The following is a 22,170-nucleotide window of genomic DNA, read 5'->3' on the forward strand; positions in this document are numbered from 1 at the left end:
CGAACGTGTGGTGAGTCGCACGCGCCGCCTCATTCGTAGTTCATGACGGTCGTGGCGGTGATGGTGACGGGCCCCGTCAGTGCGCTGAACGCGGACCCCAGCACGAGACCGGTATAGGTATAGCTGACCGTCACCGACAACGGACTGCCCGAAGACGTCCCGCTCGGCTGACTGACGGTGATCGTGGGCGGGCTCGGCGTGCCGCCGGTGATGAGACTGTTCTGCGCGTACGCCAGCGCGACGCTGCTGATCTGCGCGCTCGTCAACTGCGGCACGTGCAACACGACGCCCGCGCGGGCCGCCTCGCGGCTCGCGTTCGTGATCACCGCCTTGTCGCACAGAACGAAGCTCACGTCGATGATGCCGAGGAGCACCATCAAGAGAAACGGAAGCATCAGAACGAATTCGAGCGAGACGACGCCGCGCTGCCCTCCGGCGAACCTCGCGCGTCGCGTCATTTTTTCGCCCTCGGCCCGGAATGCGCGGCGCCCGGCCGGACATCGCTCGCCGACGGCGGCGCTTCCGGCAGATCGCGCGACGCGAACTTCGCGCGCACGGCCCGATAGACGCGCAAGTTGTCGGCCACGGCCGAAGGCGGAAGCTCGGACGACAGAATCCGCTTGGCCGAATCCGCGTTGCCGAGAACGCCGTACGCGAACGCGAGGCTTTGCCGCGCCTGCCAAGGCGCGTCCGGCAGGCCCGCGACATCGAGCAGGACGTTCACGCCTTCGCGCGAGCGGTTGCTCAGCACGAGCGACAACCCGAGATTGATGCGCAGCCCCTGCTCATCGGGATGCGCGAGCAATGCATTGCGATAGACCGCCTGCGCGTCCGCGTGCCGCCCGTCCATGTCGAGCGCCGTGCCGAGCCCTTCGGCCACGAGCGGGTTGCCCGGTTGCTCGGCGAGCAACGCGCGATACAGGCGAAGCGCATCGTCGAGACGGCGCTGCCGCAGCGCGACGCGGGCGAGGCCGAGCCGCGCGCCGAGCTGGGCCGGCGCCTGCTCGGCGGCCTGCGAATACAGCACTCGCGCACGCTCCAGGTTGCCGGATCGATAATAGACGTCGCCCAGGCCGAGCCTTGCCGCCAGCGAATCCGGATGCGCGTCGAGCACCTTTTCGTACAGCGTGGCGGCAAGATCGACGTTGCCGCCGGACAGCGCGCTGTCCGCAATGCGCAGATCGGCCGCCGGATCGTCGATCCGATGCGACAGCGCCGGGCGCGGCTGGAATCCCGGCTGCGTGCATCCCGCAAAGACGATCGGCAAGGCGATCGCAAGCCAGGCCGTTTGCAAGATCGAATGTCTCATTTGAATATCGTGAGCAGGCGTATCACCGCGGGGCCGCCCGCGATCAACGCGACGGTCGGCAGAATGAACACCATCATCGGCAGCGTGATTTTCGGCGCGAGCTTCGCGGCTTTCTCTTCGAGCGCAAAGAGCTGCTCCGCCCGTTCGGCCCGAGACAGCGTGCGCAATGCCTGCGTGATCGGCGTGCCGTATTGCTGGGATTGAATCAGCGTCGCGGCGAGGGATCGCGCGGACGGAAGGTCGACTCGCGCGGCGAAGTTGACCAGCACGACGGCACTGCCTTCCCCGATCGTCATCTCGTCCGCGCAAACGGACAATTCGTCGGCAAGCGGCGGGCAGATGCGCACCAGTTCGAGCGCGACGCGCTTGATGCTGGTCACGAGACTGTTGCCCGCCATCGTGCAAACGACGAGCAGGTCGAGCGCGTCGGGCAGGCACGCGGCAATCTTCCGGCGACGGCGGGCGATCAGCGCGGCGAGGACATACTCCGGCACGATCAGGCCGACGACGAAGGCGCCCGTCATCGCCAGCAAACGAATGACGACATACGCGCCGAAGCGGGGGATGAACGGGCTCAGGAGAAGCGCGGCGCCCGCGAATAGAAGGCCGCTCGACAACTTGATCCCGATCATCGACGACACCGCGCGACGATCGCGCAAACCCGCCCGAGTCAATTGGCGGCCGAGCTTCACGCGCTGCATCGGATCGAATTCCGGCAACCGCTCTCCGAGCTGCGCCAGCCGCCGCGACAGCCCCTGACGAAGATCCCCGGCCTGGAACATCGTCATTCCGGACGTCGCGCCCGCCTGCCCGGTCGCGCGCCGCACGCGCTCGGCGATCCTAGCGCGCGTCCGCGCGCCCGGGTCGGCGAGCGCGACGGCGACACAGCCCAGCACGAGCAGCAACGCGAATCCGCGGCTGAGCAGGAACCACGCGGAGATGCCGGGAAAGGCTGTCATCTTGACGTATCCAGTTTCGACAATTTCCGGATCAGCACGAGCCCGATCGCGAGCATCACGGCGGCCGTCGTCAGCATCGTGTGGCCCGCATCCGTCTCGAACAGCAGTTCGACGTATGCCCGGTTCACGATGTAGAGCACGCCGATGATGACGAACGGCATCGCCGAAATGATGTTGGTCGTGATGCGCCCTTCGGCGGTCAACGCCCGGGATTTCAGCCGAATGTCCCGCCTGGTGCGGATGATCGCCGACAGCTCATCCAGGGTTTCGCCGAGGCTTCCTCCTGTCTCGCGCTGCAGCAGCAAGTACACGGCGAACAGCGAAAAGTCCGCGATCAGGAGCCGCCCCGCCGCCTGGCTCAGCACGTCCTTCAGCTCCACGCCCAGCCGCAGGCGGTCTCCCATGACGCGAAACGTCGAGCGCACCGGCTCGGCCGCGGCCTCGCCCGCGGTGCTGATCGCCTGCGTGACCGGAATGCCGGCGCGGGCCGAGCGCACAATCAAATCGATCGTATCGGGAAAGGCCTCCAGAAATCGGGTGCGAAACCGCGAGATCAACGCGCGATAGCTGAGCCTCACCGCAAGAAGCGGCAACCCCAGATAAATGAACGGACGCATCGCGCCGGGCGGGTCGAAGAACGCGATGACCGACGCCGCGGCGATCACGCCGGCCACCGCGCTCGCGCCCACGATGCGCAGGCCGCCGCTGCCGGCCACGGTACGAACGCGCTGGACGTATTGCTGAAGCCACGATCTAAGCCTGCCGCGCCGCTGTTCCAGGTTGAGCAGCGCGGTTCCGGATTCCGCCCGGGCGAGCGCCGCGCCGCCCGCATCCGCCGGCACGATTCGATGAAGCCGTTCGCTTATCAGGCGCTGCGGCGAATTGCGCACGCGATCGCGCAGCGACATCAGCGCCAGGCCGATCGCCACGATCACGAAGAATGCACAGACGGCAAAGACATTCGCCGTCATGATCGGAAGACCTCGTCCAACGAACTCTCGAGGCCGAAATAGGCGGCGCGCGCCGCAAACGCCGGCCGCAGCGACGTCGTTTCGAAACCGCCCTTGACCGTCTCTCTCGACGTGTCGGCATCCTGACGAAACAGGAACAGGTCCTGCGTGATGACCACCTCCCCCTCCATGCCGACGATCTCGGTGACTTTCGTCACGCGACGCACGCCGTCGCGCATCCGTTCGATCTGGATGATCAGATGCACGGCGCTCACGATCTGGCGGCGGATCGACAGAAGCTGGAGATTGGCGTTCGCCATCATGACCATGCTCTCGAGCCGGTTGATCGCGTCGCGCGGGGAGTTCGCGTGGATCGTCGTCATCGAGCCGTCGTGGCCGGTGTTCATCGCTTGCAGCACGTCGAACGCTTCCGGGCCGCGAATCTCGCCAAGAATGATTCGGTCGGGCCGCATTCGCAGCGCGTTGCGCACGAGATCCCTTTGCGAAATCTCGCCCAGCCCCTCGGTGTTCTCCGGGCGCGTTTCCAGGCTGACCACGTGCGGCTGAAGCAGTTGCAGCTCGGCGGCGTCCTCGATGGTCACGATGCGCTCGTGCTCCTCGATATGCTGCGACATCGCGTTGAGCAGCGTCGTCTTGCCCGAGCCGGTGCCGCCTGAAATGACGACGTTCAGCCGGCATGCGCATGCGAGCTTCAGCGCCTGGAGCATCGTCGGCGAGAGGTTGCCCTGCTGCGCCATGCGCGCGAGCGTGATGTCGCGCTTCGCGAACTTGCGAATCGAAATCGACGGGCCGCGCATCGCAATGGGCGGCAGCACGACATTGACCCGGCTGCCGTCGGCGAGCCGCGCATCGACCATCGGGCTGCTTTCGTCGACCCGCCGGCCCACGGCGGCCGCGATCCGCTGCGCGACGCCGATGACGTGCGCATCGTCGCGAAACTTCAGCGACGTGAGCTCGAGGCGTCCGCTGCGCTCGACGTAGACCTGATCGGGGCCGTTCACCAGAATGTCGGTGACGGCGTCGTCCGCGAGCAGCGGCTCGATCGGCCCGACGCCGAACATGTCGTTCAGGATCGCGTCGACGATCAGCACCTGTTCGCCCGCGGTGATTTTCAGTTGCTCGCGCTCGGCCGTATGCGCGGCGACCTGTTCGATTCCCGCGCGCACCTCGTCGCGCGTCTTCATGAGCGCGGCGGACATGTTCATCGACGCGAACACCGCCGAGCGGATCACATCGAACTTGCCGGATCGAATCAACGCTTCGTGGCTGTCGGCGGCGGGCGCCGGAACGCGAACGGCGGGCTGCGCCGCAGCCGGCTTCTCGGGCGGCGTCGGCCGGGCGGGTTCGCTATTTCGCGTGCCGAACGTCACGTTCCTCTCCTCCACTTCACGAACCGCGCATACCACGCCTCGGCGACAGACATCGGCTCGCCGGTGATGCCGTCCGCGAGCCGGCGGATTTCGTGCAGGAAGCCGACGCGTTTCGCATCGCCGACGGGTTCGGCGAGATTCTCCGCGACAGCGAGCGTCTGAGGTTCGTGCGGCAGCTCGCGCACGTTGATCCGTTCGAACGCCTGCGCGAATTCGGCGGGCTGAACGCGGCCGGCCACCGGTTCGAGCGGATTGTTCAGGAGTACCGACACGCTCCGCTCGCCGGGCAGTTGCTGCGCGAAGCGCACGAGGCGGGCGCATTCGTACGCGGCGTGAACCGAGCGATCCGCGACGATGTAGACGAGATCCGACGCGAGCAGCGCGTCCTCGATCAGCTCGCTAGCCTGAACCGGAACGTCGAGCAGCACGTAGTGGTACTTGCCCTTCAGCGTGTCGACGAGATCCGCGATGGCGCCCGCGCGCACCGGCGCAGCCGCTGCGTACGGCAGCTCGGCTGACAAAATGCTCAGCCGGTCGCCCTTCGCGACGGACATGCGCTCGATGAACGCTTCATCGGGACGTTGCTCCATTTGCAGCAGCTCGGTCAGCCCGTTGTTGCTGCTGAGGCCGAGCAGCGAATTGGCCGCGCCGCCGTGCAGGTTCAGATCGACATAGGCGACCCGGCGCAGCTTCTCGTCCGACAGGCAGCGGGCGAGGCAAACCGCGATCGTGGTCGTGCCCACGCCGCCGCGCGCGCCGACGAAGCTGACCGTCTTGCCGGTGCGGACCTGCGCGATGGCCTCGTCGGTCGTCAGCGCGCGCCGCAACAGTTCGACCGTGATCGGCTTGACGAGATAATCGTGCACGCCGATCCCGAGCAGATTGCGAAACAAGCCGACGTCGTTTCGCGTGCCGATCGCCACGACGCGAACCGACGGATCGCACATCTTCGCCAGGCGCATCAGATCGGAAACGGGCATCGCGCAATCCGATATGTCGACGACGAGTTGGCGCGGCGAGCGCTCGCTCTGCTGCAGCAGCCTGATCGCATCGTCGAATTGCCCGATCTGCAGATGCATCCGCGTGATGGCCAGATCCTGCGCGAAGCGGCGGATGACATCCTCGCTTCCCGGATCGGACACGACTGCGACGAAGTCCACCGTCCTCGCGGCGGCGGTGCGTTTGAAGGGGCGACGTTCCAGGACTTTCATGTGCGTGGGATCGGCATTCGATCGGAGTCAGTGAGCAATCGTCGTCGTGTTCGATCTTGCGGACGTGGGCTGCTTCACGCGGTCCTCCATGAACCGGCGAACGGCGTCGGCCGCGAACGCCGCGTCCGCGCCGGCGTAGGGCACGGGCGCGACGAGATCCTCGGGCCGCGCCAGCATCGCGGCAAGATTCCTGTACGTCGCGCATCCGAACGCGACGCTCGGCCGCCGGTATCCCGCGTCGACGAAATGCGACGGCTCCGCCAACCGGCCGCAGTCGGGCGGCACCGCGCGCACGCCGTCGAAGCCGATCGCCGACGCATCCGGCAGATCGAGCGGCGGCGGCGCCGACAGACAGCTCGCCAGCGCCAGCGGCGTCAGCGCGAAGGCGATCGTTCGAACGCGCATCGTGGCCTCCCGACAGTCAATAGACAAAGCCCGCCGCGCCGACGAGCCGCGGCGTGTCGCCCGTCAACAAATCCAGCCCCAGATTGCGCTGGAGCGCGAACTCGAGATCGCTGCTCGGCCGCGTGACGCTGTCGATCGCGTGCTCGAGCTGGCCGGGGCCGGCCGGCTGAACGATGTACGGCGTGACGATCACGACGACCTCGGATTTGTTGTCCTGAAAACTCTTCGACGAAAACAGCCGGCCAATCACGGGCAAGCGCCCGAGCCCCGGCAGTTGAGAGACGATGTCGCTCGTCTCGCTCTGCAACAGGCCGCCGATCGCGAAGCTCTGCCCGCTCGACAGCTCGACCGTCGTCTCGACGCGCCGCACGGTAAGCGCCGGCACCCGGACGCCGCCCGTCGTCACGCTGTTCGCCGGATCGATCTCGCTGACTTCCGGCCGCACCTTCAAGCTGATCCGGTTGTCGGCCAGGACGGTCGGCGTGAAGTCGAGCGACACGCCGAACGGCTTGAATTCGATCGTGATCGCGCCCGTGTTGTTTTGCGCGATGGGAATCGGTATCTCGCCGCCGGCGAGAAAGCTCGCCGTCTCGCCGGACATCGCGGTGAGGTTGGGCTCGGCCAGCATCGTGATCAGCCCTTCCTGATCGAGCGCGTCGAGCACGACGTCGATCGACCATCGCGACGTATGGAAGCCGCCGCGAACGGAGAACGTGCCCGTCGGCGAAAGATTGAACTGGTTGGTCGTCGGGTCGAACAGCGTGCGCCCGTTGAACAGGCCGCCGACGAAATTGCCGACGTTGCCGAGCGAGCTCCAGTTGATGCCGAGCTGCTGCGTGATGTTGCGATCGACCTCCGTCACCCTCACCCGCAAGTTCACCTGGACGGGCCGGGACAGGGTCAGCCTGTTGACGATTTTCTCCTTGTCGCGCAGGTAGGGCGTGAGCGATTGCATCACGGCGTCCGCGTCCGCCGCGCTGGGTACGCGGCCGCTCACCATCAGCGACCCGGGCGCGCCGGTCACGGTCACGCCCAGTTGCGGGAACCGGGTGTCGAGCACGCGCTGCAGCGATTGCGTATCGACCTGGACCACGATCGTCTTGCGCAGAATCGTCCGGTTGTTCGCGCCGAGCGCGATCAGCGTCGTGGTGCCGGCCTTCTTGCCGAGCACGAACACGGTGCGCGGCGTCGGCACCTGAACGTCGGCGATGGCCGGGTCCGCGACGAACATCGCGACGGCCGGCTCCGGCAGCGACAGCATCTCGCCCTTGCCGCTCGCGACGATCAGCGTCGAACCCGAATCCTGCGCGAACGCGCCGAGCGCGCACGCGATCCCGAATCCGGCGATTCCCAGCCGACAGCAGCAAGCGAGCGAGCGGACTATGCGCAACATTCGTGTCCCCGTCAGAAGCCGAACGGCGATTGAGTGAAATCCAAACGGTCACTGCGTCGTCGCCCGAGGCGGCGTCGCCCCCTCGGCCACCCCGCCGCTGCTCGCCAATCCCGGCGGCAGCGGCGGCAAGCCGGGCGTGCCGGTATTTCCGGCCGGCGCGCTGTCGGCGATGCTCGAACCGCGATAGATGACCACCGACTGCAACGGCAACTGCTGCCGGGCGAAGTCTCGCGACGAAGCCTGCGAGCGCGCCGAATCGCGAAACGCGCGCGACACGTCGCCCGCCCAGACGGGCGGCGTATCGGACTCCATCTCCTCGCCGCCCGCCGGATGACGGCGGTCGCTCGTCGCGAAGCTGCGCAGCGCGAGCGACAACGCGCCGAGACGCGTCGCGACCGATACCACCTGCGCCGTGCGCGGACTGACTTCGAGCGTCACCGTTCGCGCCCGCGCGGTCGACTCGGCCGCGTTGGACGCCTTCGGCCGCTGGAACTCGGAACCCACCGCGAGCACGCGGATGCGGGTGACGACCGTTTCCGACTCGATCGCGCGCTCGAGCGGAACGGACGCCGCGGCGTTGCCTCCGATCTGCTGGGTCAGGAGCACGTCCACGTAGTCACCCGGCTGGATCAGGCCGGCGTTGCCGGAGACGTCGTCGATCGGGACCGAGATCGCACGCATGCCCGGCTTGAGCGCGGCGGCGAGAAAATCGGGCGCGCCTGCCGGTATGACGTTGTCGACGCGAAGCGGCGTACCTGCACTGACCCGGCTGCGCAGCAACGCGCCTTTGAGATCGGCGCCGGGTTGCGTCTCGACGAACGCGCCGGCCGGAATCTGGGTGCGCGGCATGCTTTGCCAGGCAAGGTCGTTGTCGCGCAGCAAGAGCCCCTCGGGCAAATCGGCCGCCGCGACGCGCACGCGCTCGAGCGGCGCCGGCTCGGCCGCCTTCTGAACCGATGCGGCCACATACAGTCCGCGCAGCACGAAGGCGCCGATACCTGCGGCGATGAGGAGCGCGGCCATTCTGATTGACTTTGGCATGACGACGGGCACGCGACGCTAATTGATGGAAGCGCTATTCGCCACCGGCGCCCATATCGCAAAGGCGCCGCCCAATGCGAGCGCAACGCCGTACGGCACGCCGCGCGCCGAGATGCATGGCGATGCCGTCGCCCCGCGCCGCCACGCAACGGCGGCGGCGATCGCGAAGCCGAGCAGCAGCCCGCCCGCCCCGACGATCAGCATCACGGGGAACACCAACGCCGGTCCCGCCCAGAGGAATATCGCCGCCGCCAGCTTGACGTCGCCTCCGCCGATCCAGCCGAGATGTCGCAATGCCCCGAACAGCGCCAACATCACCGCCGCGATGGCGGCGTGGCTCGCCACCGACGCGGAGCTGTCGCGAATGAGCGCCGCGTCCGCGAAGTAAAGCGTCGCGAGCGCGAGCACCGCGCCGTTGGCTAAACGCCGAACGCAAATGTCCTGCGCCGCGAGCAGCGCCAGAATTAGCGTAGCTGCCGCCTGTACATAGCTGGCCATAAAGAGCGCCGTCCGTTCGCGCGCCGCGACAGGGCGTCCGACCTCGCCGAATCCGTGTCGTCCCCGGCAACACGCGAAAAAAGGATTTAGATCAGGCCCGTGACTTTCGCAAGCAAAGTCGAAAAGACGTTCGGAAGCCCGGTGGACGTGCTGCTCAGAATGGTGCCCACCGCCGCGAGCGCGACAACGACGATGCCGCCGAGGACGACGTACTCGAGTGCGCTCACACCCCGTTCGTCATGCATCAGGGATTTGAAGTAGCGAATCATCAGAACCTCCATCTCACGCGATCGGACATCGATCCTTTGGCGAAGAGAACTGCGCCACCGTCACCCCGGAGGCGGCCCGGCACATCAATGGCACGAAAAGTGCGAAAACGCGCTTCGCATTCTGCGGCACGATCATTCATGCAAGAATAATTTGCATTTTTCACCAAATCACAATCGACCGAACCCGAAAACTCCCTCGCGAATTAACGGATGGATATCGCGCCACCAATATTTATATATGACGCTGAAGCCGGATTTGCAAAATATTCATGTTTGAGCCGGAATTTAAAATTAATCGCCTTTTTGTAGCGCAACTTGCTCTGTACCTTGCGCGGCGCCGGCGTTCATTGAGCCCCGTTTGATAGCGATGCGCGATGCGCCTCTCTTCGCATCCGCAAGCGTATCGCGCGCCCCGACCCGGCATCTCCGCGCCGCTCGCGAGAGAAAATGAATTTCTCTGCCGGCGAATGCCGCGAGCCGAAGCAAATAACCACTTATTTATAAATAAATCCATCCGTCCGGATCGACATGAAAACGAATTGGATGGCAAAGGGAAATTTTTAATTCCATCTTTCCGTCTTGTGTATTTCGTGAGCGATATGCTTATTGGGCGCTCGCCTTTCGGTTCCTGAGTTTGACGGCGCCGCCGGATGTTCCCATCGCCCATCGGCGATGCTTTTCCAGTCAATTTCCTTCAAACCTTCGAAAGCAACCGATTCCATCAGACGGCAATCGCCGCCGCGACGCGTTTGGTTCGCTTCGTCACGAACGCGGCTCGGCGCTGCGTTCCGTTATTGGGCGAGCCGCCGCCATGCGATCTCGCGCTCGGCGCGTTCGGCTTCGCGCCGGGCCGTTCACGCATCGCGCGTTTTCGGCGATGGCCATCGGATCACCCGGCCGTGCGTGCCGCATGGATCGGAGGTGCCGTCTCGCGATGTCGAACGTGCGGCTCACCGCCCGGTTGCCGCACGGCAGCGACGCCGCCCCCACCGCCAACGCATGCAGCGCCCGGGCGTGGCGGCCGTGGATGGCCGGCTTTTTCGTCATCTGCATCGCCGTTGCCGCGATCACGCGCTCGCCGGCTGCGGGCAACCCGTGGCGACGGCCGCCGAAACTGTTTGAATGCCGATTTCGATTCGAACGCGCCACGTCAGAGAAGGGCCATGCCGCGAGATATTTCGACAAGCGCATTGCCAAATATGTCGATGGCCGACGGATCGCGCATGTCCGGCATGGCGTCTCGATCGCGCGAGCGGCGGCCGCGTGCACGCGCGAGCGAAACAATGGTGCAACCGTCAGTTTCGGCATTCGGCCGCACGGCGATAACGGCTTGGCGCGGAATCCTTCCGATCAAGGCACGCGCCATGCCGTCCGCTTCCGATGAGCTGAAACGCGCGCGGCTTGCTGCGCGGCACCACCCGCATTCGCCGGGCGACGACGCGAGCGCATGGACTACGCAAAGTTCATCCGCACCGGGAATGGGTCGCGGATCAAGCGACAACACGCTTCGCGCGGGTCGCGCGACGACGCGTCATGTTGCGTTGCTCGCGACGTCGATGTGCTTGGCTTGGCCCGCGTATCGAGGTGCTGTCGTCCGCGGCGACAGTGCGGCCGTTATTGGCGGCGGCGGCAGCGCGATCCATATCGCCCTCGTCATGACCGTGCCGAACGCGCGCCTATGCAGGTGATCATCAAGCAAGAAGAGCAGCCGAATTTTCATCCGCTCGGCCGGCCTCGTCACGCGGGCGCGGCCCCTCGCACCTCGCCTTTCGGCGCTCATGCGCGGTGCCGTCCGGGTTCTGCTGCGCTCGCCGAAAAATGCGACCGCGTTCGCGCAGCGTTTGACCTCGGGCGGCCGGCGACAGCTTCGCGGAAAGCGGCAGGCTCGTTATTCGACCGCTTGAAGATCGTCCGCTGCGGTTGCGGAGCGCCTGTCGTCTGCTGTCTGCTGTCTGTCGTTCGGCCTCGGCGCTTGCGCAGCTTCCCGCCAATCCGGCGATATTTCGGACGAACAATCATGGGGAGATGCGACAGCGCATCTAGTGCGATGCCGCAATATCGGCTGCGAGCCGGTCCGCTTCAATTGCAAATATCGCATCGAGATCAATGTCGAAATCCAGATCATCAATCGCACTATGCAGCCTGACCAATCGTTTATCCATGTCAATTTCCAATAGCCGGCCCTGCTCGATATTATAATTAATTGAATCGCTAAAATCCCCGTATAGCGTTACCTGTTCTCCAATGGGAATCGCCATCAGTTTCTCCTCGATCGACTCCCGGGGAAATTTTTCGCTCTGCACGTGGCCATCGTGTTTGATCGAATAGACATATAGTGCTATCTGCCGAATGATTTCATCGTCTTTTATTCTAAGCGCAGCCTGGAGGGTTCGAACGGCGTCTATCCAGCGATCTATTTTCGTCCTGGTCGCTTGGTTTGCGCCTGATTTTCCATACAAGAACCGAAAATGCAGCGGGGTAATCGTGCGCTGCCACGGCGTCAAGAACTCTCGCCTCACGCGCTCGATCAATTTTTCATCATGAAGCGAGTCGATCTCGATCTTGAAATTGTCGACATCGGCGGGGCGCGGCCTGACGCTGATCGCCATTATTTTATTGACGAATATATCGCAATATTTATCATGGCCGCGCCTGACCGTTATCGTCCTGCTTTCCTGATTCAGGCTGTGGACAATGCCTGAGATCATTTGTCCTCCACTGATTATGGCACTAATAATACAGCCGCTCTCAATGAGGGAGATGCACTGTTTCCGGTCCATGATTTCTCCCGAAGCTGGACGGCATATTAATGCTACCGCACGCCACCAAACGGGTAAACATCGGATTGCCTTCCCGTCGTCGTTTTGTTTTTGTGCTCGAATTTCGTGATTAAACGCGGCGAACCCATCCGGGTTCGCCGCGGATTGCACATGAATTCGCAACCGATAGCGAAATTGTTTGTTCATGCGGCCATGCATCGCTTGCGCCGTCGTCTTTCTCCACGGTTCGATTGTCGTTCTCGTCGGCCTCTGTCGCGACGAGCGCCGATCCGCTGAGTTACGACACGATGCGCATGGTGGACAAAATCAAGACCGTTGATTGGCTAGCCGAAGGTACGATCTGCCGAGAAATCGGTCACCGCAATTTGAGGCGCGTGAGTCCGCCCCACTGTGCATCAAAACACACGATTTTCGCGCGCCGTGAAACGGACGACATCGCGCGCCATACGGGCTGGCGAGCGGGCTGGACGGTTGCAAACCGTCCGATCAAGCGAAGCCCGCAGGCGAGGAAGGGACCGCGCGGCAGGCAAGATGCCGGTGGACATGATGCAACCCTCCCCGCGTCAGCCCATCGGCCGGAACGCGAGAGGACTCAACCACCGCAACGGCACCAGCCCCAAGACGGTCCTGACACCCAACGGCGAACTGAAACGAAATATTCCGCGCGATCGGCAGGCGAAGTTCGAGCCACTGCGCTTCGGCACCACGCAGGCCGCGCAGCCCATCGAATGGCTGTCGGACAACGGTTCGGCCTACATCGACCACCGCACACGCAGCTTCGCTCGGGAACTGGGCCTTGAACCGCTGACCACGCCGGTCCGTTCGCCGCCGAGCAATGGCATGGCCGAATCGTTCGTGAAGACCATGAAGCACAATTACGTCGCATGCATGGACAAGCCTGACGCATCAACGGCGCTCTCGCGTCTAGCTATTGCGTTTGAACACCACATTGAGCGCCGCCCGCATCAAGCCCTGAAATACCGCTCGCCCCACGAGTTCAGGCACGCCGCAGTGCCATCAACCTAACAGTGTCCGCGTGTCCTGAGTTGCAGGGTCAACTCCGGTCGGGACGAATAGGGAGAACCACAAAGACGTTCACTGATTGACGTCTTGACTCGATAACTCATCACCGAACAGTTGATCGGAAATCTGCGCCATCGCATGAAAAACCGGCTCGAGCAACTTGCCCCTGTCGGTAATCATGTACTCGACATAGGGCGTGGCCGACTTCCGAGCGATGCGTTTGACGAGCTGCTGCTGTTCGAGATATCGCAGTCTTTCAGTCAGTACCTTCGACGAGACCGGCTCGACTATTCGTTGGATTTCCGCGAAGCGATAAGTAGCCCCATCCAGCAGAAGCCACAGAATCCGTGGCGTCCATGTGCCGGAAAAAATATCCACGAAGCGCTCGAAGGGGCAAGGTTGCCTGGACGCCGGGAACGGCACGATTCTGGGGGTGGGTTGGTCCATGTTGAGCCCTGCTGGTTACCAATTGGTAAGTACCTTACGGTATGGAAACTTGCATGTTAGTGTCGCACATACTCGCCATTGATGTGTAGAAGCGTTTAGCGAGATCCCTCCACTAATTTCGGATAACAAAATGATCGACAGACCGGCAGATATTGTCAGCCCCACCACCAATCAGATCCAGCCTCCCGTTGTTTCGGCGGAAGACGCGGCGCGCGCTGGCCGTGTGCCGTACGACAAGCCGACGCCGGAAAACGCGATCGTCCTCTTTATCGATCATCAGATCGGGCTGATGGCGGGTGTGCGCGATTTCGGCTCCTTGGCCGAATATCGAAGCAATGTGGTCGGCCTCGCGCGCGCGGCGAAGGCGCTGAAGATGCCCGTGCTGATCTCGTCATCGAACGCGCAATGGCAGAACGGCGATACGCTACCCGAGATCAAGGACATCTTCGGCGACGAGCCGATCTACAGGCGCACCGGCATCATCAACTGCTACGAAGATCCGACGTTTCGCGCAGCGCTGGAGAACCTGGTTCGGCAAACTGGCCGCAGGCACATCATCATTTCCGCCGTGACGATCGGAACCTGCTGTGCGTTCCCGACGCTCTCCATGTTGCAAGACGGCTACAAGGTGTTTCCTGTCGTCGACGCATGCGGCGCGTGGAACGCCTATGAGGCGCAGGCCGCCATGTCGCGGATGAGCAAGGCTGGCGCTGAACTGGTCACGACGTTCGCGCTCGCCTGCGAGCTTCAAGCCGACTGGAAGCTGCCGAGCGCGAACGACATGCTCGCACCGTTCATCCAGAACCTTCCGGAATACGGATTCGTACTGCAGAACTTCTGGAACAACGCGAACCAGCACGCGGTTCCGGACCCGTTCGGGATCGTGAAGTAAGCTCATTGAATCATGTTGTAGAGAAGGGAATTGGAAATCGAATTTGATAATTCGGCATCCATAATATATTGACGGGAAGTTCCGCCACGTCGCGAAAGCGTGAGTGGCGGAAACGCATTCGATGCGCTCAGACGCCGCGCTTCAAACGACGCGGCGATCGAACCTACGCGCCCCCGCTTCGCGAGACAAATTGCAGAGCCGCAGAGCCGTTGGGGATTTCAATTTCGCTTCGGGTGAAATGTTTTTCACACGCTCATGAAACTCTACCTGTTGTCATTGGGAGCCGGCGTTTTCGTCGGCGTCATTTACAGCCTGATCAACGTGAGATCACCCGCGCCGCCACTCATCGCACTGCTCGGCCTGCTCGGCATGCTGGGCGGCGAGCAGATCGCACCGCTCGCAAAACGCTTGCTTGGCGGGAATACGCTGCAGGCAGCCTGGCGCGATGCAGGTTGCAGCAACCACATCTTGGGGATGCTGCCCGGCCGGCCGGCGTCCAAGCAGTCAAGCGCCAAATCGGATTCCACCGGGGACATTCGCTCATGACGTGGCCGCCCCAGGCAACTGGCTCATGGTCGCGGTCGGCGCACTGGTCATGTTGCGGTTGTCCTCGATTACAACGCATTCGCATATTGGGTATTCCGCGGCAAGGTCGACTCGTCCGGACGGCACCGAACCATGGGCGGCCTGATATGGGTCGTCGAACATGTTTCGCGCCGGCGCATTGCGTGAGCAACCCTTCCTCGTTCCCGCATTCCGAGCCGCCAACCGAGACGGCTGGAAGTCGGCACGGTAACAGACCTGTACGTCGCATCTCTCCTGCTGTTCGCGTTGATCTGCGCCTTGCTGCATGTCCTGTTCACGATGATTTCCCGACTTTAGTGCCAATGCGGCAAAGCTGTTATTCGCGCAACCGCGCAACCACCGGTCGTTCCAGCACTGTTCTGGCGCTGCGATTGGCCTCACTATCAGGAGTATTCCGATGAGCGCACCCGCAAACTTCAATGGTCAGCGCCCCGTCCTTGACCCGAACGATTCCGCCATGCTGCTGATCGACCATCAAAGCGGCCTGTTCCAGACCGTCAAGGACATGGAAATGACCGTCCTGCGTAATCACGCCATTGCGCTAGCCAAGATCGCAACGCTCTGCAAGATACCGGTGATCACGACCGCGTCGGTTCCGCAAGGACCGAACGGTCCGTTGATCCCCGAAATCCACGAAAGCGCGCCGCATGCAAAATATGTCGCTCGCAAGGGGCAGATTAACGCCTGGGACAATCCCGTTTTCGTCGACGCGGTCAAGGCAACGGGACGCAAGACGTTGATCATCGCCGGCACCATCACGAGCATCTGCATGGCTTTCCCCGCCATCTCGGCCGTGCAGGAAGGCTACAAGGTCTTCGCCGTGGTTGATGCCTCCGGCACGTACTCGAAAATGGCGCAGGAGATCACACTCGCTCGTGTCGTTCAAGCGGGCGTGGTTCCGGTCGACACGGCAGCGGTAGCCGGCGAACTGCAGCAGACCTGGCATCGTCCTGATGCGCAGCAATGGGTCGATGTCTACGCGATGATTTTCCCTCAGTACCGACTGCTCATCGAGAGCTATCTCAAGGCCCAGGATGTCGTGAAGAACAACGAGCAGCTCGATTCGGAACGGTCGTAACGCTTGCGACGGTGCCAGCGCGCCGCCGCTGGCACCGCTTGCCGAATGTCGCTTTCCGGTGCTTCGGCGCCGCTTCTCGCACGCCTCGTGAACCGCCCGCCCGCTGTCGCGTGACCATCGCAAACGGCTCACCAGGTGATTGCATCCGTGTCAGGCCTGCAACGCGTTCGCAACCGGGTCGCGAGGAGCACAAGGGGCTTGGTGAAGTTAGCGTCGAAGAGCGGCTGGCGGAGACGATCGAGGCGGCCAAACGGGCCAAGGTCGTCAAGCACGCGAGTCTGAAGCGCTTGATCGTCGATACGACGGTGATGGAGAAGGCGATTGCCCATCCGACCGATTCGCGGCTGCTCGAGCGCTGCCGCGAACATCTGGTGAAGGCAGCCGCCCGGCATGGGCTGAAGCTGCGGCAGAACGACAACCGTGAGGCGTCGCGCCTGGCGAAACAGATTGGCCGCTATGCGCACGCGAAGCAGTACAAGCGGATGAAGGGGGCGTTGCGGACCTTGTGTCTGCGTATGGGCAGCGTGATGAGAGACGTCGAACGGCAACTCGATGGCGTCGCACGGCAAAGCCGCCCTGCGCTGGAAGACTTGATTGGCCGCACGAAGCGGATTCTGTCGCAGAAGCAAAAGGACAAGAACAAGCTGTACGCACTACATGCGCCGGAAGTCGAGTGTCTGGCCAAGGGCAAGGCGCGCAAGCCGTACGAATGCGGCGTGAAGGTGTCGATCACGACGACGCACAAGGAAGGCTTCGTCGTGGGCGCGCGCTCGGTGCCGGGCAATCCGTACGCCGGGCACACGCTGACCGAAGCGCTGGAGCAGGCGGCGATCCTGGGCGACGTCCAACCGGAACGCCGTCGCTGATCCCGGCTACAAGGTCGTCGCCATCGATGGGGTGTAGGTCTATCACCCGGGTTTGCGACGCGGCATCACACGCGGCCTGCGCGCGATGATCCGGCGACGCAGCGAGTCGCGCTATGCCGACGTCGCCTTTGCTGCGCCGAAGGATCGTTTGTCACGCGAGTTTCCGCGTTCCGTTGATTCATCCATCCGTAGAGTGAGGTCGTGTTTGGAGCTACGGCGAACAACTCTGCTCGGCGCTCGCCACATGATCGAAGTTGGAGACGATGTGATCGACAAAGGTTCGAACCTTGGCCGCCAGGTAGCGACGACTCGGGTATGCCACATGAATATCGAACTTTGGATGCCGATGATCGCCGAAGAGATGCACGAGGCGACCACACGTTATATCCCCTTTGATCAAATAATCAGGCAAAGTGGCAATGCCCATGCCGAGAATCGCCAACTTGCGCAGCATCTCGATGTTGTTTGCAACGAATCGATTGAGCGGTTGACTGCACGCCGCGCCACCTAACCCAGCAAAAGTGCAATCTTCGCCCCAATGATCGGCCGGCAGGCTCAAACATACATGGTGGGAAATCTGCTCTGCTCGATTCGGAACCCCATGCTTCTCCAGGTAACTCGGCGCCGCGCATACAATCCAACTTTCAGTCGTCAGGCGACGCGTAACGATGCTCGAGCTGCGCATTTGCTTGGAAACCATAATCCCGACATCGAAGCCGTCTTCGACCAGATCGACCTGATTGTCGAGTAGCGTCAAGTCCGGCACGATCTTGGGAAATCGCGCGCTGTATGACTGCAGAAGCGGAGCCAAACTGTTCAAGCCAAACACGATGGGGGCGACGATTCGCAACGTGCCAGACGGCTCGCGGTTCCCGGCGGCAACCATCTCTTTGGCGTCGTCGAGTTCAACCAGAATCTGACGCGCCTTTTCCAGATAAACACGCCCCGGCTCCGTAAGTGAAAGGCTACGCGTTGTCCGATTCAACAACCTCGTGCCAAGGTGAGCTTCCAACGCTGCAAGTGCGCGTGTTACTACTGCATTTGAAATATCCAACGCGGACGCCGCACGTGTAAAGCCGCCAAGATCCACAATCTTTACAAACACTCGGAGCGATTGAAAATAGTCCATTCTCAATTTCAACTGCAACATAAATATTCGATTTTTGCTTTCTCGAAAACCATCTGGAATCGATATTCAAAACGCTGTTCCCGCCACGATCGTCTAACCGATGGCCGTGGCGAATGGCGCTCGGAACCAGGCTGCGCCGGCCCGGATGTCAAGACGGCCGGGCGGACATGTGGCACGCCAAACGTGCTCGCCGGGGGCTGTCCGCTCGAAGGCGGTCTTGCAAACTCTGCCGACATGGCCCGGTGATCCGCGATGCAACCGGCACCCTCGCAAGTCGATCCGGGAAACCAACTCGTTCATATGGCCCGCGAATCGATCGCCCAGCCATCCATTACCATCCGTATTTGAATTCGATGCCTGCATAGTCGGCATTTTTGCCTCCCAAACTCCGGATGGCATTACCCGCCTGAAAATGAACGGCCTCGATCGAGCTGATCAGATTGTCGGCAACCGTCCAGTCCGACCGAAGCTGTACGTACATCCCGGTCCACCGGGAACCATGCTCTGCGGTACCTGGCACGGCAACGTTGCCTTGTTGATAAATGGCGTCATTCGCCGTTTGGCGCCACTGAAAGCCCAATGCAGCAAGTAATGAGAGCCTGCTCGACGGCTTCAACGTGATTGACGGTTTGATGTGAACAATGTTCGCGTAACCGGTGAATCCAGCCAGCGTGAAATAGTAGCCGTTCGGAAAGAGCGGATTGAACGTTCCCACTCGGCCGTCTCCCGGATGCCGATCGCCGGACGCCACATCGATCTGAAGACCAACGCGAGGCGTGCCCCAACCCTCCAGCGCGTAGCCCACGAGCGAGCCAATCGCCCATGCATTGATTACGTCGCGGCCGACGTGGCCCGTTTGCAGCATGGATTCGACGTCCCAATCGGCATGCCCAGCCTTTCCGGAATAGCGCAAATCGAATACATCCCGATGCTCGTCGCCCTTTGCGTCGAGAAATACCGCGTTGCTTCGGTTGTAACGCGAGTAGTAACCGGACAGATCGCCCGGGCCGACGTCCTTGCGCTCGAAACGCACGCCGCTGAAGGTGAGATGTCGGTTCGATCTGTCGTCGAACGCCGTATTGCCTCGATTTTGCACCGGTTGCGTCGCATAACCGATAAAGCGCCACTTGCTGTATTCCAGATCGCCCCAGACTGCATCGAAGCTTTGCCGAACATTCGGGCCTTCGCGAACGGAAATGAAGCGTTGCAGATCGAAAGCCATTTCCTGCCGCCCTATGCGAAGCTTCGCCGTAGCCCCAGCCGCGTGCCCCACCCATGCGACGAACGCCTGCTCGATATCCGGCGGGCTCCTGTCGACCGGCGTCGCGATATCCTTGCCATACGCTCGCGCATCCACGAGTTGGACGAACACCTGATAATGTTGCGCGATCCGTAAGTCCGCACTGACCTGCGCCCGTTGCAGCAGCCGGGTGTTGGCGGATGCCGGACCAACGCCGAACAGCGGCGCTCCACTGATCTCGACACGCTCCCGGAGATTCGCGCCAAGAGACAGGTACGAGTGCGGATCGTCGCCGAGTGGGATGTATTTGAGGTCGTCCAGAGGCTTTGCCGGCACGCACGGGTCAGCCAGAACCGACCAGTCTTCCTGCCAGCGGTTGGAGAGCACGCGCGGCCGCTTCTGCGCGCACGCCACCGCATTCTCATTCGCCTCCACGCGCTTGCCGATGCCAAGGCCGAATGCCGCGGCCACCATGATGGGCAGCACAGAGCAGTTGTGGCGTCGACGAATGAATGCCGGCCAACGCAACCACATTCGACTATCCTGCATTGATGTCGCTCGCATCATGGGTTCGGCCCCGGCATTGCTGCGCGATCCTGCGCGCCCGGCGCGTTGAGGAAGAGGCTCAGTGCAAGCGTGACGAGCAACGCGACCGGCAGCATCAGCGCCCAAAACGAAACATATCGATAAGCCAACGCACCGATGACGGCGCCCGAACCGAAACACGAGATGACCCGGAGCGTCTTCCCGAGGCGGGCGCGGACGGCCCCCTTCGTGTCGACCGGCGTCTCCGAGGAAGCAAGGTTCACGGCATCGAGCACGGCCTGGGTGACGTTACCGGTCATCACGGTGTTCGGCACGCCGACGCGCTCGATCAACCGACTGTGGGCGTTCTGCACGCCCATGGCCGCCGCGCCGAGCATTCCGCACACGATGATCGGCACGCTATCGGCGCCGAGTGCCGGTTCGATGCCGATGCCGGAAAAACAGAAAGCCACCAGGAGCGCCGCCTGCATCGCGTACAAGGACGCCGCTCTTCGATTGGCGTCCTGAGACCGCATGGCCTTCACCACCGCGCTGCTTAATACGATGCCGGAGACGAACGCGGGGAAGGTCATCAGTTTCGTGAAGATGCCCTGTCCATAACCGGCAACGTCCACGCCGATCAACACGAAGTTGCCCGTCACATGCGCCGTGAAGAGACCAAACAGGGCGACGAAGCTGAATGTGTCGACATAGCCGGCAATGGCTGCAAGCACGTTGTCTTCGTGCCTCTTCGTCCAGGCCCGATTGGGGAGCATCGAACGGACGGTAATCAACATGCGCGCTTTAGTCATCGGGCTGCGGCGTGAATTTCGGCAATATAGCCGCCCGGGAACCGCACAAATGCCGCTTCGCGCTTGTCCGACGTGAACGGCTGTACCAGCACCGTCGCACCGGCGGATCGCGCTTTCTTTAACGTGCTGGCGAGATTCGACACTTCGTAGCCAGTCGTTTCGCGGCCAAAGGGATAGGGCAAATGACCGTCGGTGACGGCGACCGTCATCTTTCCAAAGCCCGATTCGATGCGGATGCGGCGATACGTGTCGTTCGGCCGCCCGATCTCCGCGCCCGAAGCGTCGCGCACGTCCGACACCACTTTCCCGTGCGAGAACGCAACGAAGTTACGCACCAGTTCATCCGCGCGCTCCGGCGACACATAGGCGCGATTTTCCGGCACCGTTTTCAATTCGTCGTACCTCGGCGCCTGCGTGTGCCAGTAGAACTGCATCTGGACGCCGCCGGGCCACGCGACGATCGCGTCGCGCCCGACCGGATCGGGGAATGGCGCAACGGTCACGTCCGCGCCGTGCGCTTTCGCCGACTGGATTGCCGCATCCATGTCGGTCACCATATAGCCTGTGCGTTCATCACCGAAAGGATAGGGAATCGGCGTCTTGAAACCGAATACCGACAGCGTGCCGACCGGCGTGAACACGAGCTGCGAAATCGTTCGGCTCGGCGCGGGCGTTACCTGGAACTCGCCTTGCTTTGACTTGTGACCGCCGAACGTTGCGAGAAAGCTTTCGACGAATGTGTCGAAATCTTCCGGTGCCACGTACACGTGCGTTGTGTCGTACTGGGGGCCGACGGATACCGTCGGCGCCGAGACTGGCGTCGCGACGGCTAGCAGCGTCGAGACGAGGCCGGCGGTGACCATGCTGGTCGCGATCAAGAGACGGAAGAGGGACATGGCATTGAAGTATCTTTATGGTTTTTCATGAAGATGGCGCTTGCCATCTCGACGAATCGAATCGGACAGCCACACCGCCATTAACAGCGCGGCAATCAATCCGAGATGCTCGAAAAAGCTGTTGGCCGCACGCAGCCGAGCGGCACCGGCCATGTTCCAGAAATCATTCGCGACCAGCATCGCGACTGCCGTCAGGCATCCGAGGCCGCCGGCGCCGAGCCAAGCAAGACGATCCGCGATGACGCAAACCGACCCGCCCAGCTCGACGGCAATGGCGAGAGCCGCCCAAAGCCACCCTGGTCGAAGTCCGAAGTGATTCAGCTCGGCGATGGCCGCCCGATAATTCAAGAGCTTCGTTAGGCTACCGAACAGGTAGGCGGACACCAGCGCCGTTCGAGCCATTGGCACAAGCGGGCGCCAGCCGAGGATCGCGCTCACCCATGCGGGACGGCGAGTCTTGACCGCGTCCAT

Annotated in this window: 22 protein-coding genes and 3 pseudogenes; 7 read left to right on the plus strand and 18 right to left on the minus strand. The window is 62.6% G+C overall.

Features of this window, described 5'->3' with window-relative positions; genetic code table 11:
- Nucleotides 1–29 precede the first annotated feature (29 nt).
- The 11 genes from WS78_RS17890 to WS78_RS17940 all read right to left on the minus strand — a co-directional run bounded on the left by WS78_RS17890 (nt 30) and on the right by WS78_RS17940 (nt 9,426).
- Nucleotides 30–458 carry a TadE/TadG family type IV pilus assembly protein gene (locus WS78_RS17890; RefSeq protein ID WP_059584247.1) on the minus strand — a complete coding sequence of 143 codons (429 nt, stop codon included), beginning with the start codon at nt 456–458 and terminating at the stop codon, nt 30–32.
- Complete coding sequence (locus tag WS78_RS17895) at nt 455–1,309, minus strand: tetratricopeptide repeat protein (RefSeq protein WP_038747030.1); 855 nt, start codon at nt 1,307–1,309, stop codon at nt 455–457. Before WS78_RS17895 ends, WS78_RS17890 begins: the two co-directional genes overlap by 4 nt.
- Complete coding sequence (locus WS78_RS17900; protein WP_081989503.1) at nt 1,306–2,268, minus strand: type II secretion system F family protein; 963 nt, start codon at nt 2,266–2,268, stop codon at nt 1,306–1,308. The genes WS78_RS17895 and WS78_RS17900 overlap by 4 nt, the downstream gene beginning before the upstream one ends.
- Complete coding sequence (locus WS78_RS17905) at nt 2,265–3,239, minus strand: type II secretion system F family protein (RefSeq protein ID WP_059584244.1); 975 nt, start codon at nt 3,237–3,239, stop codon at nt 2,265–2,267. The genes WS78_RS17900 and WS78_RS17905 overlap by 4 nt, the downstream gene beginning before the upstream one ends.
- Complete coding sequence (locus WS78_RS17910; RefSeq protein ID WP_038747164.1) at nt 3,236–4,609, minus strand: CpaF family protein; 1,374 nt, start codon at nt 4,607–4,609, stop codon at nt 3,236–3,238. Before WS78_RS17910 ends, WS78_RS17905 begins: the two co-directional genes overlap by 4 nt.
- Entirely contained in the window at nt 4,606–5,820 is a 1,215-nt protein-coding gene (locus WS78_RS17915) for an AAA family ATPase (protein ID WP_059584243.1), read from the minus strand. The genes WS78_RS17910 and WS78_RS17915 overlap by 4 nt, the downstream gene beginning before the upstream one ends.
- 27 nt (nt 5,821–5,847) lie before the next feature.
- Nucleotides 5,848–6,225, minus strand: a complete 378-nt coding sequence (locus tag WS78_RS17920; RefSeq protein WP_038747022.1) for a CpaD family pilus assembly lipoprotein — start codon at nt 6,223–6,225, stop codon at nt 5,848–5,850.
- A 16-nt stretch (nt 6,226–6,241) separates the two neighbouring features.
- Nucleotides 6,242–7,618, minus strand: coding sequence for a type II and III secretion system protein family protein (locus tag WS78_RS17925; protein WP_059584240.1), 1,377 nt, complete (start codon nt 7,616–7,618; stop codon nt 6,242–6,244).
- A gap of 48 nt (nt 7,619–7,666) precedes the next feature.
- Nucleotides 7,667–8,659 (minus strand): Flp pilus assembly protein CpaB, encoded by a 993-nt coding sequence (cpaB, locus tag WS78_RS17930; protein ID WP_059584238.1) that lies wholly within the window; start codon nt 8,657–8,659, stop codon nt 7,667–7,669.
- Between the two features lie 18 nt (nt 8,660–8,677).
- Nucleotides 8,678–9,157 carry a prepilin peptidase gene (locus tag WS78_RS17935; protein WP_059584235.1) on the minus strand — a complete coding sequence of 160 codons (480 nt, stop codon included), beginning with the start codon at nt 9,155–9,157 and terminating at the stop codon, nt 8,678–8,680.
- Nucleotides 9,158–9,243: 86 nt separating this feature from the next.
- Entirely contained in the window at nt 9,244–9,426 is a 183-nt protein-coding gene (locus WS78_RS17940) for a Flp family type IVb pilin (protein WP_038747161.1), read from the minus strand.
- Between the two features lie 934 nt (nt 9,427–10,360).
- On the opposite strand from WS78_RS17940, the gene WS78_RS17945 reads away from it, so the two are divergent.
- Entirely contained in the window at nt 10,361–10,810 is a 450-nt protein-coding gene (locus WS78_RS17945) for a hypothetical protein (RefSeq protein WP_156439886.1), read from the plus strand.
- A 655-nt stretch (nt 10,811–11,465) separates the two neighbouring features.
- Here WS78_RS17945 and WS78_RS35990 read toward each other — a convergent pair.
- Complete coding sequence (locus WS78_RS35990) at nt 11,466–12,392, minus strand: hypothetical protein (protein WP_156437589.1); 927 nt, start codon at nt 12,390–12,392, stop codon at nt 11,466–11,468.
- A 405-nt stretch (nt 12,393–12,797) separates the two neighbouring features.
- Between WS78_RS35990 and WS78_RS37990 the strand changes: the two are divergent.
- Both WS78_RS37990 and WS78_RS37995 read left to right on the plus strand, forming a co-directional pair.
- Nucleotides 12,798–12,903 (plus strand): annotated as a pseudogene (locus tag WS78_RS37990) (transposase); the annotation flags it as partial.
- Nucleotides 12,897–13,232, plus strand: a pseudogene (locus WS78_RS37995) (integrase core domain-containing protein); the annotation flags it as partial. The pseudogenes WS78_RS37990 and WS78_RS37995, both read left to right, overlap by 7 nt.
- Nucleotides 13,233–13,301: 69 nt before the next feature.
- On the opposite strand, the gene WS78_RS17960 reads toward WS78_RS37995, so the two are convergent.
- Nucleotides 13,302–13,676 (minus strand): winged helix-turn-helix transcriptional regulator, encoded by a 375-nt coding sequence (locus WS78_RS17960; protein ID WP_059584228.1) that lies wholly within the window; start codon nt 13,674–13,676, stop codon nt 13,302–13,304.
- A 130-nt stretch (nt 13,677–13,806) separates the two neighbouring features.
- Here WS78_RS17960 and WS78_RS17965 point away from each other — a divergent pair, with 130 nt between their 5' ends.
- The 4 genes and pseudogenes from WS78_RS17965 to WS78_RS17980 all read left to right on the plus strand — a co-directional run.
- Nucleotides 13,807–14,568 (plus strand): isochorismatase family protein, encoded by a 762-nt coding sequence (locus WS78_RS17965; protein WP_052145010.1) that lies wholly within the window; start codon nt 13,807–13,809, stop codon nt 14,566–14,568.
- A 255-nt stretch (nt 14,569–14,823) separates the two neighbouring features.
- Nucleotides 14,824–15,114: a XapX domain-containing protein gene (locus tag WS78_RS17970; protein WP_085701525.1), complete on the plus strand. Its 291-nt coding sequence runs from the start codon at nt 14,824–14,826 to the stop codon at nt 15,112–15,114.
- Nucleotides 15,115–15,550: 436 nt separating this feature from the next.
- Nucleotides 15,551–16,231: a hydrolase gene (locus tag WS78_RS17975; protein WP_038755466.1), complete on the plus strand. Its 681-nt coding sequence runs from the start codon at nt 15,551–15,553 to the stop codon at nt 16,229–16,231.
- 191 nt (nt 16,232–16,422) lie between these two features.
- Nucleotides 16,423–17,200 (plus strand): annotated as a pseudogene (locus WS78_RS17980) (IS5/IS1182 family transposase); the annotation flags it as partial.
- Nucleotides 17,201–17,308: 108 nt separating this feature from the next.
- Here the strand turns inward: WS78_RS17980 and WS78_RS17985 are convergent.
- The 5 genes from WS78_RS17985 to WS78_RS18005 form a co-directional block, all read right to left on the minus strand.
- Nucleotides 17,309–18,226 carry a LysR family transcriptional regulator gene (locus WS78_RS17985; protein ID WP_059584769.1) on the minus strand — a complete coding sequence of 306 codons (918 nt, stop codon included), beginning with the start codon at nt 18,224–18,226 and terminating at the stop codon, nt 17,309–17,311.
- Nucleotides 18,227–18,557: 331 nt separating this feature from the next.
- Nucleotides 18,558–20,000 carry an alginate export family protein gene (locus WS78_RS17990; protein WP_059584765.1) on the minus strand — a complete coding sequence of 481 codons (1,443 nt, stop codon included), beginning with the start codon at nt 19,998–20,000 and terminating at the stop codon, nt 18,558–18,560.
- Between the two features lie 29 nt (nt 20,001–20,029).
- Complete coding sequence (locus WS78_RS17995) at nt 20,030–20,788, minus strand: YoaK family protein (protein ID WP_226377163.1); 759 nt, start codon at nt 20,786–20,788, stop codon at nt 20,030–20,032.
- Between the two features lie 11 nt (nt 20,789–20,799).
- Nucleotides 20,800–21,666 (minus strand): glyoxalase, encoded by an 867-nt coding sequence (locus tag WS78_RS18000; protein ID WP_226377242.1) that lies wholly within the window; start codon nt 21,664–21,666, stop codon nt 20,800–20,802.
- 48 nt (nt 21,667–21,714) lie between these two features.
- The gene (locus WS78_RS18005) at nt 21,715–22,170 is read right to left on the minus strand and encodes a DoxX family protein (RefSeq protein ID WP_059584761.1); all 456 of its coding nucleotides are present in this window, start codon (nt 22,168–22,170) and stop codon (nt 21,715–21,717) included.

The organism is Burkholderia savannae (assembly GCF_001524445.2).
Classification (GTDB): domain Bacteria; phylum Pseudomonadota; class Gammaproteobacteria; order Burkholderiales; family Burkholderiaceae; genus Burkholderia; species Burkholderia savannae.

What these genes read in the sequence shown, in the direction of transcription:
- WS78_RS17895 (WP_038747030.1), bottom strand. Translation starts at nt 1,309, where the DNA reads ATGAGACATTCGATCTTGCAAACGGCCTGGCTTGCGATCGCCTTGCCG.
- WS78_RS17945 (WP_156439886.1), top strand. Translation starts at nt 10,361, where the DNA reads ATGTCGAACGTGCGGCTCACCGCCCGGTTGCCGCACGGCAGCGACGCC.
- WS78_RS17970 (WP_085701525.1), top strand. Translation starts at nt 14,824, where the DNA reads ATGAAACTCTACCTGTTGTCATTGGGAGCCGGCGTTTTCGTCGGCGTC.
- WS78_RS17975 (WP_038755466.1), top strand. Translation starts at nt 15,551, where the DNA reads ATGAGCGCACCCGCAAACTTCAATGGTCAGCGCCCCGTCCTTGACCCG.
- WS78_RS17960 (WP_059584228.1), bottom strand. Translation starts at nt 13,676, where the DNA reads ATGGACCAACCCACCCCCAGAATCGTGCCGTTCCCGGCGTCCAGGCAA.
- WS78_RS17905 (WP_059584244.1), bottom strand. Translation starts at nt 3,239, where the DNA reads ATGACGGCGAATGTCTTTGCCGTCTGTGCATTCTTCGTGATCGTGGCG.
- WS78_RS17990 (WP_059584765.1), bottom strand. Translation starts at nt 20,000, where the DNA reads ATGTGGTTGCGTTGGCCGGCATTCATTCGTCGACGCCACAACTGCTCT.
- WS78_RS17925 (WP_059584240.1), bottom strand. Translation starts at nt 7,618, where the DNA reads ATGTTGCGCATAGTCCGCTCGCTCGCTTGCTGCTGTCGGCTGGGAATC.
- WS78_RS17890 (WP_059584247.1), bottom strand. Translation starts at nt 458, where the DNA reads ATGACGCGACGCGCGAGGTTCGCCGGAGGGCAGCGCGGCGTCGTCTCG.
- WS78_RS17940 (WP_038747161.1), bottom strand. Translation starts at nt 9,426, where the DNA reads ATGATTCGCTACTTCAAATCCCTGATGCATGACGAACGGGGTGTGAGC.
- WS78_RS18000 (WP_226377242.1), bottom strand. Translation starts at nt 21,666, where the DNA reads ATGGTCACCGCCGGCCTCGTCTCGACGCTGCTAGCCGTCGCGACGCCA.
- WS78_RS18005 (WP_059584761.1), bottom strand. Translation starts at nt 22,170, where the DNA reads ATGGACGCGGTCAAGACTCGCCGTCCCGCATGGGTGAGCGCGATCCTC.
- WS78_RS17995 (WP_226377163.1), bottom strand. Translation starts at nt 20,788, where the DNA reads ATGTTGATTACCGTCCGTTCGATGCTCCCCAATCGGGCCTGGACGAAG.
- WS78_RS17900 (WP_081989503.1), bottom strand. Translation starts at nt 2,268, where the DNA reads ATGACAGCCTTTCCCGGCATCTCCGCGTGGTTCCTGCTCAGCCGCGGA.
- WS78_RS17920 (WP_038747022.1), bottom strand. Translation starts at nt 6,225, where the DNA reads ATGCGCGTTCGAACGATCGCCTTCGCGCTGACGCCGCTGGCGCTGGCG.
- cpaB (WP_059584238.1), bottom strand. Translation starts at nt 8,659, where the DNA reads ATGCCAAAGTCAATCAGAATGGCCGCGCTCCTCATCGCCGCAGGTATC.
- WS78_RS17965 (WP_052145010.1), top strand. Translation starts at nt 13,807, where the DNA reads ATGATCGACAGACCGGCAGATATTGTCAGCCCCACCACCAATCAGATC.
- WS78_RS35990 (WP_156437589.1), bottom strand. Translation starts at nt 12,392, where the DNA reads ATGAACAAACAATTTCGCTATCGGTTGCGAATTCATGTGCAATCCGCG.
- WS78_RS17915 (WP_059584243.1), bottom strand. Translation starts at nt 5,820, where the DNA reads ATGAAAGTCCTGGAACGTCGCCCCTTCAAACGCACCGCCGCCGCGAGG.
- WS78_RS17985 (WP_059584769.1), bottom strand. Translation starts at nt 18,226, where the DNA reads ATGGACTATTTTCAATCGCTCCGAGTGTTTGTAAAGATTGTGGATCTT.
- WS78_RS17935 (WP_059584235.1), bottom strand. Translation starts at nt 9,157, where the DNA reads ATGGCCAGCTATGTACAGGCGGCAGCTACGCTAATTCTGGCGCTGCTC.